Source organism: Streptomyces sp. NPDC101110 (assembly GCF_044759525.1).
Classification (GTDB): Bacteria; Actinomycetota; Actinomycetes; order Streptomycetales; family Streptomycetaceae; genus Streptomyces.
Window position 1 is genome coordinate 69,079 of the sequence record NZ_JBIVZM010000009.1, and the last position, 12,790, is coordinate 81,868.

A 12,790-nucleotide genomic window follows, 5' to 3' on the forward strand; every position below is an offset into this window, starting at 1 on the left:
ACGACCATGACGCTCACGCTGACCGTGTCCGACGACGTACGCGCCCTCGCGCCCGGCTTCACGCACGTCGCGATCGAAGCGCACGGCCTGGTCAACGGGCCGAGCAGTCAAGCCAGTTCGGAACTCCTCGACGAGGCGACACGACGGCTCGCCGAGCGACTGGACGGCCGCGCCCCGCACGAGGATCCGCACATGGCCGCCTGGCGCGCCACCTACACGGCGTTCGGCTCGAAGCCGTCCCGCACCCGCAACTCCGCGGAGGCGCTCGCCAAGCGCGCCCTGTCCGGCACCGGGCTGCCCCGCGTCAATCTGCTCGTCGACCTCTACAACGCCGTCTCCGTGGCCCGTCTCATCCCCGTCGGCGGCGAGGACCTCGACCGCGTCGAGGGCGGCATGCGGCTGATCCGGGCCACGGGGGAGGAGGACTTCGTGACCGTCGCAGGGGGCGAGGAGACCGTCGAACACCCCGACGCGGGTGAGGTCGTGTGGTGCGACGACGCGGGCGTGACCTGCCGCCGCTGGAACTGGCGCCAGGGCCCGCGCACCCGGCTCACCGAGGAGACGACGTCGGGCATCTTCCTGCTGGAGAGCCTGGCGCCGATGCCGGTCGCCGGGGTGGAGGCCGCAGCGGCGGAACTCGCCGGGCTGCTGGCGAGGTTCAGCCCGGGCGCGGACATCGCCGTACGCGCGCCGGAGTCCTCCGCCTGAGACCGGGGCGGGCGTCAGTGCGCCTCGGCCGCCCGCACCTGCTCCGGCGTCGGGGCCGTGCCACCGAGGTGGGCCGGCATCCACCAGGTGTCGTCGGCGCCCTTCGGGCGCACGGGGTACGCCCGCTGGGCGGCCTCGAGGAGCTCCTGGACCCGCTCGCGCAGCTGGCGCGTGATGGCGCCCGCGTACTTGTCGCGGGAAGCCTCGATCGCCTCGCCCACCCGGATCGTGATGGGGATGTGGCTGCGCTTGAAGTTGCGCGGGTGCCCCTTGGTCCACAGCCGCTGCGTGCCCCACACCGCCATCGGGATCAGCGGGACGCCCGCCTCCTGGGCCAGGCGCGCGGCGCCCGACTTGAAGCTCTTCAGCGTGAACGACTGGGAGATCGTCGCCTCGGGGAAGACGCCGACGATCTCGCCCGACCGCAGCGAGTCCAGGGCGTGCGCGTAGGCCGCCTCGCCCTGCTTGCGGTCCACGGGGATGTGCTTCATCCCGCGCATCAGCGGGCCGGAGATCCGGTGCCGGAAGACGGACTCCTTCGCCATGAAACGCACGAGACGCTTCTGCGGCAGGGCCGCCAGACCGTTGAAGACGAAGTCCAGATAGCTGATGTGATTGCTCACCAGCACGGCGCCGCCCGAGCGCGGGATGTTCTCCGACCCCTGGCAGTCGATCTTGAGGTCCCACGCCTTGAACAGCGTGCGGGCGAAACCGACGACGGGGCGGTAGACGAGCTCTGCCATGGGCGGGTCGGACCCTTCCTGCTCTGCCTGGGAAGGGATTCCCAGTGGAAAAGTTACGCAGCCGTAGGTTTACGGCATGTCGCAGATCGTGCCCGAAGAACGGCCGGCTAGCCAGTCCTCGTGCCCGTCGACGGCGAGATTCTCGTCACGTCACCCGCGCGTCTCCACCTCGTGCTTTTGCGTCCCCATTACCCCGCGCGCACCGCCACCCGGCGCACGAGCAGGTACAACTCGCAGCCCAGGCAGTACCCGAACGCAGCATTGAGGAAGGCGGCGCCGAGCGCGGCACCGGTCGCCGCGAGCCCCAGCCAGTCGGGTCCCAGGGTGTGTCCGACCAGTCCGAGTCCGGCGAAAAGCAGCCCCACCGCCTGGGCGAAACGTGGCGGTTCGGGCGCTTCGAACTCCGTCGGCGGCCCCAGGCGCGGCCGTACGGCCCGGGCGAACAGCAGGCCGTACGGGGAGCGGCGGACGCCGCCCGCCGCGCCGCACAGGAACGCCAGCGTCTGCCAGGCCAGCAGCCAGGCGCTCCCCGTGACCAGCACGACCGCCAGAACGGCGGTCGTGACGGCCGCGCCGAAACGCGGCCCTCTCGCGTCGATGTCCATGGGAACCAAGCATTCCGCAGTCGGCGCTCCTGGGGGGGGGCGGGAATCTTTGCGGTCTCGTGAACGCTTGCAGGAGGTGATGACCGGACTGGTGGTGTGCGTGGCGGTACTCGCGGCGGCGAGCGCCTTCGGAGTGCTGCAACGGCGGCGGAGCGGGAGAGTGCGGGTGCGCGGGCGCGACGACGGCAAGTGGCTCGGGGCGGCGGAGCTCGGTGCGGAACTCGGCGAGCGGGCCACGCTCGTGCAGTTCTCCAGCGCGTTCTGCGCGCCCTGCCGGGCGACCAGGAGGGTCCTCGGCGAGGTCGCCGGCCTCGTGCCGGGCGTGACGCACTTCGAGATCGACGCCGAGGCCCACCTCGGCCTGGTGCGGCGGCTGGACATCCTCAAGACCCCCACCGTGCTCGTCCTGGACGGCGACGGCCGGGTGGTGCGGCGGGCCACCGGCCAGCCGCGCAAGGCCGACGTGATCGCCGCGCTGGGCGAGGCGGTGTGACGGGCGTGACGCCGTCAGTGAGTCATCTCCCACATCACGGAACGAACTTGACTGTGCGTACCATTTATCGTCAGCCTGACCGCATGCCTGCGGACCTCCTCGCCACGCCCGACCTCCTGCGCTCGGTCTTCCGGCGGCACGCGGCGGGAGTCGCCGTCATCACCGCCCGTGGCGAGGCCGGCCCGGTGGGCTTCACCGCCACCTCCCTGACGTCCGTGTCCGCCGAGCCGCCCCTGCTGTCCTTCGGAGTCGGCACCGGTGCCTCCAGCTGGCCCGCGATCGCGGCGGCGGACCATGTGGGAGTGCACATCCTCGGTGAGCACCAGCAGGAGCTGGCCGCCACCTTCGCCCGCAGCGGCGCCGACCGCTTCGGGGCGCCCACCGTCTGGCGGGAGGGGCCCGAGGGGGTCCCGGTCCTCGACGGCGTGCTCGCCTGGCTGGTGGGCCGGGTCGTGGCGCGTGTGCCCGCCGGTGACCACCGGCTCGTGATCGCCGAGGTCGTGGACGGCGACCCCTCGGGCACCGGCCGTCCGCTCCTCTACCACCAGGGGCGTTTCCAGCGTCTGAGCGACTGAACCGGGTGGCTCCCCGGGCTGCGTGACCGTCGAGTTCCGGTTACGCTGCGTTGCGAAGGTCACAGTTCAAAGCGCTTGCTTAGCGGGAATGAACTGGGTGTACTGACGAGTAATATTTCGCTCGGGGCGTGGGTTCGCCCCGACCGGGATCGGACGCTAGAGGCGCCTATGCTGCCTGCAAGTAGGCAGCATGGAAATGACGATGCAGTAGGAGAGCCGGCGTGAGCTTGAGGATCGTTGTCACTGTGAAGTACGTGCCCGACGCCACTGGCGACCGGCACTTCGCCGATGACCTGACCGTCGACCGGGACGACGTGGACGGTCTGCTCTCCGAGCTCGACGAGTACGCGGTCGAGCAGGCGCTGCAGATCTCCGAGAACTCCGACGACGACGTGGAGATCACCGTCCTGACGGTGGGCCCCGAGGACGCCAAGGACGCCCTGCGCAAGGCGCTCTCCATGGGCGCCGACAAGGCGATCCACGTCGAGGACGACGACATCCACGGCACCGACGCCATCGGCACCTCCCTGATCCTGGCCAAGGCGATCGAGAAGGCCGGCTACGACCTGGTCGTCTCCGGCATGGCCTCCACCGACGGCACCATGGGCGTCGTGCCCGCGCTGCTCGCCGAGCGCCTGGGCGTCCCGCAGGTCACCCTGCTCTCCGAGGTCTCCGTCGAGGACGGCACCGTCAAGGGCCGTCGCGACGGCGACGCCGCCTCCGAGAACCTGGAGGCCTCCCTCCCGGCGGTCGTGTCCGTGACCGACCAGTCGGGCGAGGCGCGCTACCCCTCCTTCAAGGGCATCATGGCGGCCAAGAAGAAGCCGGTGGAGTCCTGGGACCTGTCCGACCTGGACCTCGAGGCCGAGGAGGTCGGCCTGGAGGGCGCCTGGACCAAGGTCGACGGCGCGGCCGAGCGCCCGGCCCGCACCGCGGGCACGATCGTCAAGGACGAGGGCGAGGGCGGCAAGCAGCTCGCTGAGTTCCTCGCGGGCCAGAAGTTCATCTGAGCCCCTACGCCGACCGCCCCTCATCTTTCGCAAGCAGGAGAGAAGAAGTCCCATGGCTGAAGTTCTCGTCTACGTCGACCACGTGGACGGTGCCGTCCGCAAGCCCACCCTGGAGCTGCTGACCCTGGCCCGTCGCATCGGCGAGCCCGTCGCCGTCGCGCTGGGCAACGGCGCCGCCGACACCGCCGCCACGCTCGCCGAGCACGGCGCGGTCAAGGTCCTCACGCACGAGGCCGCCGAGTACGCCGACTACCTGGTCGTACCGAAGGTCGACGCCCTCCAGGCCGCCCACGAGGCCGTGTCCCCGGCCGCCGTGCTGGTCCCGTCCTCCGCCGAGGGCAAGGAGATCGCCGCCCGCCTGGCGCTGCGCATCGGTTCCGGCATCATCACCGACGCCGTCGACCTGGAGGCCGGCGACGAGGGCCCGGTGGCCACGCAGTCCGTGTTCGCCGCGTCCTTCACCACCAAGTCCCGTGTCTCCAAGGGCACCCCGGTCATCACGGTCAAGCCCAACAGCGCCGCCGTCGAGGCCGCTCCGGCCGCCGGTGCGGTCGAGGCCCTGTCCGTGAGCTTCTCCGCCCAGGCCACCGGCACCAAGGTCACCGGCCGTACGCCGCGTGAGTCCACGGGCCGTCCGGAGCTGACCGAGGCCGCGATCGTGGTCTCCGGTGGCCGTGGCGTCAACGGCTCCGAGAACTTCGCGATCATCGAGGCGCTCGCCGACTCCCTCGGTGCCGCCGTGGGTGCCTCGCGTGCCGCGGTCGACGCCGGCTGGTACCCGCACACCAACCAGGTCGGCCAGACCGGTAAGTCGGTCTCGCCGCAGCTGTACATCGCCAACGGCATCTCGGGTGCGATCCAGCACCGCGCCGGTATGCAGACCTCGAAGACGATCGTGGCGGTCAACAAGGACGCCGAGGCCCCGATCTTCGACCTCGTCGACTACGGCGTCGTCGGCGACCTCTTCGACGTCGTCCCGGCGCTGACCGAGGAGATCAAGGCCCGCAAGGGCTGATCGACCCGATCCGGAGAAGGCCCCCGCGACCGCGCGAGCGGTCGCGGGGGCCTCTTCTCGTCCCGGCCCTTCTCGTCCCGGTCGTTCTCAGCCCAGGGTCATCGAGGCCTGCACCGGCAGGTGGTCGCTCGGGTACGTCCCGTCCGCGCTGAAGGTGTTCATCCGGGCCCAGTGTGTTCTCACCCCCGGGGTGGTGAGGATCCAGTCGATGCGCCGCCCACCGGGCTCGGGCGTCCGGTAGCCGTGATACGTCCCGTACGCCGTGCCTCGGGAGGCCGCCGCGTCCCAGGCGTCCACCAGGCCGATGTCCAGCATGAGGTCGTATACCCGGTTGTCGTGGGCGCCCGCGTTGAAGTCGCCGGTGACGATGACCGGTGACGACCGGTCCCACCCGTCGATCGTCTCACCAATGAGCCCCACCGAGCGCTCCCGTGCGTACTGGCTGACACTGTCCAGATGGGTGTTGAGGACGTAGAACTCCCGTCCCCCGTCAGCCAGATCGGCGAAGCGGACCCAGGTCACCATGCGCAGCCAGTCCGCGCCCCAGGTGTTCGAGGCGATCGTGTACGGGGTGCCGGACAGCCAGAAGTGATCGAACTCGAGGGGCTCGAGTCTGCGCGTGTCGTAGAAGACCGCCATGAACTCGTCCTTGCTGCCGCCCCCGCGTCCGGTGCCGATCCAGTCGTAGTGCTCGCCGAGATCCTTCTCGATCGCGCGCACCTGCCGGTAGAGCCCCTCCTGGGTGCCGATGACGTGCGGTCGCTCGCGGCGCAGCAGTTCTCGCATCACCGGCCGGCGCACGTCCCAGCGCGGTGTCCGGTCGACGACGGTCCCGAAACGGACGTTGAACGTCATGACGTGCAGTGCGCCTTCGTGCTCGCCGGCGGTGGCGGACGGTGTGGGGCCCGCAGTGGTGAGCAGCGGTCCTGCGACGACGGCGGCCGCCGCCGCCTTGAGCCCGTGGCGGCGTGTCACGCCGGCCTCGTTCGGCACGTGTTCTCCCTCCCCTTGCGCGTCAGGATGACGCTTGCCTTCTGAATACGGAAGAAGAGGGTGGGTCTGCAGCGGCCGAGGGTGAAGGATGGGAAACCCCACGGCGAGACGGTGTTGACCAGGCCGAAGGTAGGCCGATAACTTCGCTCTACGGATTGTTGATTCCGTAAAGCGGAAAAAGGAGGATCCCGGAATGGGTCAGGGCCAGCAGGAGAAGGTGGCGACGAGCCTCGCGGGCGCCGTCAGCGAGGAGATCAGCGCCTCCCTCGAGCCGGTCGACGCCGAGCTGGAGCGCCGCTACCCCGGCGACCCCGGCACCCGCCAGCCCGTCCACACCGTCTACGTACCCGGCGACGCCTTCGCCGCCGACACCGTCCGCTCCTGGGGCGACCGGGCCCTCGCCACGCTCGACACACACGCCCCGGACGCCGCGTCCTTCGCCGCCGTGCTCGGCCTCACCGAGGAACTCGCCGGGCCCGTCCACGCCCGCGTCCGCGCCAAGCTGGAGCGCGAGCCGGTCGAGGACCTGCGCGTCGACTTCGAGGACGGCTACGGCAATCGCCCCGACGCCGAGGAGGACGAGACCGCCGCCCGCGCCGCCCGGCTGATCGCCGAGGCCTACCGGAACGGCACCGCCGCGCCCTGCATGGGCATCCGCATGAAGTGCATGGAAGCGCCCGTACGCGCCCGGGGCATCCGCACCCTCGACATCTTCCTCACCGGCCTGATGGAGTCCGGCGGCCTGCCCGACGGCCTGGTCCTCACCCTGCCGAAGGTCACGTACGCCGAGCAGGTCACCGCCATGGCACGGCTGCTGGACGCCTTCGAGAAGACGCACGGCCTGGAGCCGGGCCGGATCGGCTTCGAGATCCAGATCGAGACCAGCCAGTCCATCCTCGCCGCCGACGGCACCGCCACCGTCGCCCGCATGATCCAGGCCGCCGAGGGCCGTGCCACCGGCCTGCACTACGGCACCTTCGACTACAGCGCCTGCCTCGGCGTCTCCGCCGCGCACCAGGCGAGCGACCACCCCGCCGCGGACCACGCCAAGGCCGTCATGCAGGTCGCGGCGGCAGGCACGGGCGTACGCGTCTCGGACGGTTCGACGAACGTCCTGCCGGTCGGCCCGACGGCGAAGGTCCACGACGCCTGGCGTCTGCACTACGGCCTCACCCGCCGCGCCCTGGCCCGCGCCTACTACCAGGGCTGGGACATGCACCCCGGCCACCTCCCCACCCGCTACGCGGCCGTCTTCGCCTTCTACCGCGAGGGCTTCGAGCAGGCCGCCGCCCGCCTGTCCCGCTACGCCAACCGCACCGGCGGCGACGTCATGGACGAACCCGCCACCGCCAAGGCCCTCAGCGGCTACCTGCTGCGCGGCCTGGACTGCGGCGCCCTGGACAACGGCGAGGTCGCCCGCCTGGCCGGCCTGACCCGAGCGGACCTGGAGACCTTCGCCGCGCCCCGCCGCGGGGATCTGACGGCCTCCGCATGACGGTGCGCGCAGTCCGGCACCGCGGGCACGTACCGGCCCTGTCACAGCCGTCGCCGGCGGCTGGTCCCGTCACCGCCGCCCCGTAGGCTGTACGCCACGCACCGACGGTGTCGGTCGTCGGGGCATCCGGGGTGGGACCACAGGAACGGGGCAGCGGTGTCGACGGGGGAGCAGGGGCGGGCGGACGGGACCGGACGGCTGCTGGCGGGCCGCTATCGCGTCACGGCGGCGCTGGGGCGCGGCGGCATGGGCGTCGTCTGGAAGGCCGTGGACGAGGTCCTCGGCCGTGAGGTGGCGGTCAAGGAACTGCGCACCTACACCGACACGGCCGGACCCGAACTGGACGCGCTGCGGCTGCGGATGCAGCGCGAGGCCCGCGCGGCGGCCCGGGTCCGCCACCCCGGTGTCATCGCCGTCCATGACATCGCCCAGGTCGACGGCCGCCCGCTGATCGTCATGGAACTGGTCGACGGGCCGTCCCTGGACGACGTCCTGCGCGAGCGCGGCACGCTGGGCCCGGCCGAGGCGGCCGGGATCGGCGCGGAGGTCATGGACGCGCTGGCCGCCGCCCACCGGGCGGGCGTCCTGCACCGGGACGTCAAGCCGGGCAACATCCTCCTCGACCGCTCGGGCCGGGTCGTCCTCACCGACTTCGGCATCGCCACCATGGACGATCCGGGCGACGGCTCCGCCACCCACCTCACGCGCAGCGGCGAACTCGTCGGCTCCCTCGACTATCTGGCGCCCGAGCGCGCCCAGGGCGCCGACCCGGGCCCCGCGTCCGACATCTGGGCCCTGGGCGCCACGCTGTACGCGGCCGTCGAGGGCACCTCGCCCTTCCGCCGCACGTCCACGTTCTCCACGCTCACCGCGATCGTCTCCGAGCCGCTGCCGGAGTCCCACCGCGCCGGTCCCCTCACGCCCGTCCTCCAGCGGTTGCTGGACAAGCGTCCCGAGTCCCGCCCGGAGGCCGAACAGGCCCGCGCGCTGCTCCAGGCGGTCGCGGACGCGGGCGGCACCGACACGCCGACGTCCACCCTGCGGGGCCCGGCGGTCACGCCCTCACACGCACAGACCGAACGCAGCGTCCCGTCGGTGCCGCCGCGGTTCGGTCCCCCGCAGCAGGGCACAGCCGCGCCGCAGGCGGAGACGGGCCCCGGTGCGCCAGCCCCCGGCGGCCCACAAGCCGGCTCCGGCGCGCGGACCCCGGGCTCCGGCCCGCAGGCGGAGACCGGCTCCGGCGCGCGGGCCCCGGGCACCGGCCCGCAAGCGGAGACGGGTCCTGGCGCGCAGAACCCGGGCATCGGCTCCCGGGGCTCCGGGCTGCTCGGCACCGGCGGCACCATCCCCGATGCCTCCGCCCCGACCACCTCGATGAACCCCGACCGCACCGGCTCCCGCCGCAAGGCGCGCCTCCTGGCGGCTGCCGCGGCCGTCGCCGTCGTCCTCGCCGCCGCCGGGACCACGGTCGCCCTCCTCGGCGACTTCGGAGGCGGGGAGACCGGCGCGCGGACCGACGCGGCCCGAGGGGAGTCCGGGTCTTCCCGGCCCTCCTCCGGTCCGGCCGACGGCTCGAACGCCCCGAGGACCACGCGACAGGGCGACGACAAGGGCACAGCTCCGTCCGGGAAGCCGGCCGGCAAGGGCGCCCCCGAGCCCACCGGCCGGGCGACCACCCCGGCCCCCGGGAAGTCGGCCGGCGGCGGTGCCGGCGGAGGAATGCCGGACGGTGGCGGCTCCGCGACGGGCGGCGGCTCGACCACCCCGGCCCCGGTGTGCCACGCCATCGGCGGCGGTAAGTACAACTGCCACGTCTGGAAGACTGCCGGCTCCTACACCGCCTCCGGCGCCAGGGCCGGCATCCTCAACGCGGGCACCAACTACTTCTACTGCCAGCAGAACCTGGGCCGCCGCGAGACCTCCGGGGAGTGGACCAACGTCTGGTGGGCGAAGACCGACGACGACAGCGGCAACTCGGACGTCTGGGTCAGCGACGTCTACATCAAGGGCGGTGGCAACGACGCGCCGGTGCCAGGGCTCCCGCTCTGCTGACCCCGCGCCGAGGCGGCCACGTACCGTTCGAGACCGGAAGCCGTCACCAGCTTCTCCTCGATGAGCAGCCGCGTGCCCCGCTCGCACAGCCGCCGGTCCCCCCGGGCCCGCGCGCAGAACTCCTCGGGCACGACACCGAACAGCTCCCGCAGCCGCGGCAGCCCGACGAGCAGCTCGGTCAGCAGCTCCCGCTCACCCGGGTGGACGCGCGGCGTGCCCGTGCCGTCGTGCAGGACACCGTGCCGGTTGACGTAGGCGTACGCCCCGGGCAGACGGGTGCCGTCCGCGAGGTCGATCCGGACGTCGGGCGACGGCAGCCAGGCCCGGTCGAAGTTGCCGCCCGGCACCGGCACGCCCTCGCTCGCGTCGATCACCGCGAGCTGCTCGGCGTCGAGCCACAGGACGAACAACTCCCGCACGGTTCCCGGGGCGCCGACCGGCGAAGCGGACACGTACCCCATGCGGCTCACATGCGCGGACACGCCTGCCTCGATCCCTGTCACCCGCGCCTTCACCATGGGCAGCGGTGCCCGGACGCCGAACTCCGTCATCTTGTGCCGCAACTGCCCCGGGCAGCCGTTGGAGCCGATGGCGATGACCGGCGTGCGGTCCTCGTACACCAGCCGCTCCGGCGGCAGGAAGCGGTCCCCGTCGAGGAGCCCGGAATCGGCGGGCCACGCCCCCGGATACCGCAGGGGGTGCTCGCGCGGAGCCTCGTCCAGGCCGAGTGCCCGCAGCGTGCGACCGGTGGCGTCGTCCATGGGCCGCTCAGTCCGCCGGGGGGATCTCGCCCGAGCCGCGGGTGATCAGCCGGGTCGGCAGCTCGATGCGCTCGGGAGTGACCAGGGTGCCGTCGAGCTGCCTGAAGAGACGTTCCGCCGCGGTACGGCCGAGGTCCGCCGCGTCCTGGGCGACGACCGTGACGCCCGGCTGCAGCAGATCGGCGAGCTCGATGTCGTCGAAGCCGACGAGGGCGACACGGCGGGCCTGCTCGGCGAGCACCCGGATCACGGTGACGGTCACCCGGTTGTTGCCCGCGAAGACCGCTGTGACCGGGTCGGTGCCGCTCAGCATCTCCTCGGCAGCCCTGCGCACCCGCTCGGGACCGGTGACGCCGAGGGACATCCAGGAGTCCGCCACCGGTATGCCCGCGTCCTCCATGGCGGCCCGGTAACCGCGCAACCGCTCGGCGGCGGTGTGGATGCGCGGCATGTCGCCGATGAAGCCGATCCGCCGGTGCCCGTGCGCGATGAGGTGGGCGACGCCGTCACGGGCCCCGCCGAAGTTGTCCGACAGCACCACGTCGGCGTCGATGTGACCGGCCGGCCGGTCCACGAACACCGTGGCGACCCCCGCTTTGAGCTCCGGCTCCAGATACCGGTGGTCGTCCCCGGCCGGGATCACCACCAGCCCGTCCACCCGCCGCGCGCACAGGGCCAGCACCAGTTCCTGTTCGCGCTCGGGGTCCTCCGCGCTGGAGCCGTTGATCAGCAGGGCGCCGTGCGCGCGAGCCACCTCCTCGACCGACCGGCTCAGCGGCCCGTAGAACGGGTCGGCGAGGTCCTCCAGGACCAGGCCGATGCTCGCCGTGCGGCCTTTGCGCAGTACCCGCGCGCTGTCGTTGCGGCGGAAGCCGAGCGCGTCGATCGCCTCCTGGACCCGCCGTTCCGTCTCCGGGGTGACCCCCGGCTCCCCGTTCACCACGCGGGAGACCGTCTTGAGGCCGACTCCGGCGCGTGCGGCTACGTCCTTCATGGTCGGCCGGGTGCCGTAGCGCGCTGCGGATCGGAGGGGGGTCTGGGGCACGGTGCGGTGTCCTGTCCTGTCGTCCACGGGGGTGCGTCGATCCTGGGCTTGTATGAGGATGTGGCGTCGAGCATAGAGCCTGGACAACGTTGTCAGACTCGGGAGAGACTGTCCACCGCACTCTCCGGCCCGCACACCGTCGCGGAACCGGCCTGCTGCGTGTCCTGCTTGACGGCCTTTATCGGCGTTTTTCTCATGCCCGACGGGGAGATCCGACTCTGATGCACACCGACCTCGTGGCCGCGCTCGACATCGGCGGCACCAAGATCGCCGGCGCTCTGGTGGACGGCCGTGGCCGGATCCAGGTCCGTGCCCAGCGGCCGACGCCCGCCCGGGAGGACGGGGACACCGTGATGCGGGCGGTGGAGGAGGTGCTCGGCGAGCTCACCGCGTCGCCGCTCTGGGGGCGCGCCACGGCGGTGGGGATCGGCAGCGCAGGGCCCGTGGACGCCTCCGCGGGCACGGTGAGCCCGGTCAACGTTCCCGGCTGGCGCGACTACCCGCTCGTGTCCCGGGTCCGGTCCGCCGCCGGCAACCTGCCCGTCGAGCTGATCGGCGACGGTGTGGCGATCACGGCGGCCGAACACTGGCAGGGCGCCGCCCGGGGGCACGACAACGCGCTGTGCATGGTGGTCTCCACGGGTGTCGGAGGCGGTCTGGTGCTGGGCGGGCGTCTGCACCCGGGGCCCACGGGCAACGCCGGGCACATCGGCCACATCAGCGTGGACCTCGACGGCGATCTGTGCCCGTGCGGCTCGCACGGCTGCGTGGAGCGCATCGCGAGCGGCCCCCACATCGCCCGCCGGGCCCTGGAGAACGGCTGGCGTCCCGGTCCGGACGGGGACACATCGGCTGCCGCGGTGGCCGCCGCCGCCCGTTCAGGCGACGCGGTCGCCGTCGCCTCCTTCGAGCGGGCGGCCCGGGCGCTGGCCGCCGGGATCGCCGCCACGGCGACCCTCGTGGAGATCGACATCGCCGTCATCGGCGGGGGAGTGGGCAAGGCGGGAGACGTGCTGTTCGACCCGCTGCGCAAGGCCCTTCGTTCCTACGCGACGCTGTCCTTCGTCCGGCACCTGACCGTGGCGCCGGCGCAGATGGGCACCGACGCGGGGCTGGTGGGCGCGGCGGCGGCAGCTCTTGCGAAGCGGCCGGACCCGGCTGCGGCCGGGGTGTGAGGCCGAGGGCCCGCCGATCCGGCAGGAACGTTCAGCCTGCGGGCTTCGCAGTGGGGCGCGGCGCGGGGCGCCACCGAGCATGACGGCCGGGCCGGTCCGGCCCCGGATATCCCGGGCCGG

The 12,790-nt window shown here is 72.5% G+C and carries 13 protein-coding genes; 8 read left to right on the forward strand and 5 right to left on the reverse strand.

Going from position 1 to position 12,790, the window contains the following annotated elements:
* Positions 1 to 6 precede the first annotated feature (6 nt).
* Entirely contained in the window at positions 7 to 708 is a 702-nt protein-coding gene (locus ACIQU3_RS21755) for a B3/4 domain-containing protein (protein WP_403736089.1), read from the forward strand.
* A 14-nt stretch (positions 709 to 722) separates the two neighbouring features.
* Here ACIQU3_RS21755 and ACIQU3_RS21760 read toward each other — a convergent pair whose 3' ends face one another.
* Together ACIQU3_RS21760 and ACIQU3_RS21765 are read right to left on the reverse strand one after the other, a co-directional pair.
* Complete coding sequence (locus tag ACIQU3_RS21760; RefSeq protein WP_403736084.1) at positions 723 to 1,451, reverse strand: lysophospholipid acyltransferase family protein; 729 nt, start codon at positions 1,449 to 1,451, stop codon at positions 723 to 725.
* A 188-nt stretch (positions 1,452 to 1,639) separates the two neighbouring features.
* Positions 1,640 to 2,056 carry a DUF4395 domain-containing protein gene (locus ACIQU3_RS21765; RefSeq protein ID WP_403736081.1) on the reverse strand — a complete coding sequence of 139 codons (417 nt, stop codon included), beginning with the start codon at positions 2,054 to 2,056 and terminating at the stop codon, positions 1,640 to 1,642.
* Between the two features lie 79 nt (positions 2,057 to 2,135).
* Between ACIQU3_RS21765 and ACIQU3_RS21770 the strand changes: the two genes are divergently transcribed.
* From ACIQU3_RS21770 to ACIQU3_RS21785, 4 genes are all read left to right on the forward strand, one after another.
* Positions 2,136 to 2,549 (forward strand): thioredoxin family protein, encoded by a 414-nt coding sequence (locus ACIQU3_RS21770; RefSeq protein ID WP_403927201.1) that lies wholly within the window; start codon positions 2,136 to 2,138, stop codon positions 2,547 to 2,549.
* An 83-nt stretch (positions 2,550 to 2,632) separates the two neighbouring features.
* A complete protein-coding gene (locus ACIQU3_RS21775) occupies positions 2,633 to 3,124 on the forward strand; it encodes a flavin reductase family protein (RefSeq protein WP_403736072.1) in 492 nt (163 codons plus the stop codon).
* A gap of 221 nt (positions 3,125 to 3,345) precedes the next feature.
* Positions 3,346 to 4,134, forward strand: coding sequence for an electron transfer flavoprotein subunit beta/FixA family protein (locus ACIQU3_RS21780; RefSeq protein WP_366713936.1), 789 nt, complete (start codon positions 3,346 to 3,348; stop codon positions 4,132 to 4,134).
* 52 nt (positions 4,135 to 4,186) lie between these two features.
* On the forward strand, positions 4,187 to 5,149 hold the full coding sequence (locus ACIQU3_RS21785) for an electron transfer flavoprotein subunit alpha/FixB family protein (protein ID WP_403736068.1): 963 nt from the start codon (positions 4,187 to 4,189) through the stop codon (positions 5,147 to 5,149).
* Between the two features lie 87 nt (positions 5,150 to 5,236).
* Here the strand turns inward: ACIQU3_RS21785 and ACIQU3_RS21790 are convergent, their stop codons facing one another.
* On the reverse strand, positions 5,237 to 6,142 hold the full coding sequence (locus ACIQU3_RS21790; RefSeq protein WP_403736065.1) for an endonuclease/exonuclease/phosphatase family protein: 906 nt from the start codon (positions 6,140 to 6,142) through the stop codon (positions 5,237 to 5,239).
* Between the two features lie 193 nt (positions 6,143 to 6,335).
* On the opposite strand from ACIQU3_RS21790, the gene ACIQU3_RS21795 reads away from it, so the two are divergent.
* Entirely contained in the window at positions 6,336 to 7,637 is a 1,302-nt protein-coding gene (locus ACIQU3_RS21795) for a DUF6986 family protein (protein WP_403736062.1), read from the forward strand.
* Between the two features lie 156 nt (positions 7,638 to 7,793).
* Positions 7,794 to 9,689 (forward strand): serine/threonine-protein kinase, encoded by a 1,896-nt coding sequence (locus ACIQU3_RS21800; protein ID WP_403927204.1) that lies wholly within the window; start codon positions 7,794 to 7,796, stop codon positions 9,687 to 9,689.
* Here ACIQU3_RS21800 and ACIQU3_RS21805 read toward each other — a convergent pair.
* Positions 9,635 to 10,450: a hypothetical protein gene (locus tag ACIQU3_RS21805; RefSeq protein ID WP_403927207.1), complete on the reverse strand. Its 816-nt coding sequence runs from the start codon at positions 10,448 to 10,450 to the stop codon at positions 9,635 to 9,637. The two genes, ACIQU3_RS21800 and ACIQU3_RS21805, sit on opposite strands and share 55 nt — an antisense overlap.
* Before the next feature lie 7 nt (positions 10,451 to 10,457).
* Positions 10,458 to 11,522 carry a LacI family DNA-binding transcriptional regulator gene (locus ACIQU3_RS21810; protein WP_403927209.1) on the reverse strand — a complete coding sequence of 355 codons (1,065 nt, stop codon included), beginning with the start codon at positions 11,520 to 11,522 and terminating at the stop codon, positions 10,458 to 10,460.
* Positions 11,523 to 11,716: 194 nt separating this feature from the next.
* Here ACIQU3_RS21810 and ACIQU3_RS21815 point away from each other — a divergent pair, with 194 nt between their 5' ends.
* The gene (locus tag ACIQU3_RS21815; RefSeq protein ID WP_403736046.1) at positions 11,717 to 12,670 is read left to right on the forward strand and encodes an ROK family protein; all 954 of its coding nucleotides are present in this window, start codon (positions 11,717 to 11,719) and stop codon (positions 12,668 to 12,670) included.
* The last annotated feature ends 120 nt before the right edge of the window (positions 12,671 to 12,790 follow it).

Bases quoted from the DNA above. Each gene is read 5' to 3' on its own strand.
- ACIQU3_RS21755 (WP_403736089.1), top strand. From the start codon at position 7: ATGACGCTCACGCTGACCGTGTCCGACGACGTACGCGCCCTCGCGCCC.
- ACIQU3_RS21805 (WP_403927207.1), bottom strand. From the start codon at position 10,450: ATGGACGACGCCACCGGTCGCACGCTGCGGGCACTCGGCCTGGACGAG.
- ACIQU3_RS21770 (WP_403927201.1), top strand. From the start codon at position 2,136: ATGACCGGACTGGTGGTGTGCGTGGCGGTACTCGCGGCGGCGAGCGCC.
- ACIQU3_RS21765 (WP_403736081.1), bottom strand. From the start codon at position 2,056: ATGGACATCGACGCGAGAGGGCCGCGTTTCGGCGCGGCCGTCACGACC.
- ACIQU3_RS21785 (WP_403736068.1), top strand. From the start codon at position 4,187: ATGGCTGAAGTTCTCGTCTACGTCGACCACGTGGACGGTGCCGTCCGC.
- ACIQU3_RS21760 (WP_403736084.1), bottom strand. From the start codon at position 1,451: ATGGCAGAGCTCGTCTACCGCCCCGTCGTCGGTTTCGCCCGCACGCTG.
- ACIQU3_RS21775 (WP_403736072.1), top strand. From the start codon at position 2,633: ATGCCTGCGGACCTCCTCGCCACGCCCGACCTCCTGCGCTCGGTCTTC.
- ACIQU3_RS21815 (WP_403736046.1), top strand. From the start codon at position 11,717: ATGCACACCGACCTCGTGGCCGCGCTCGACATCGGCGGCACCAAGATC.
- ACIQU3_RS21795 (WP_403736062.1), top strand. From the start codon at position 6,336: ATGGGTCAGGGCCAGCAGGAGAAGGTGGCGACGAGCCTCGCGGGCGCC.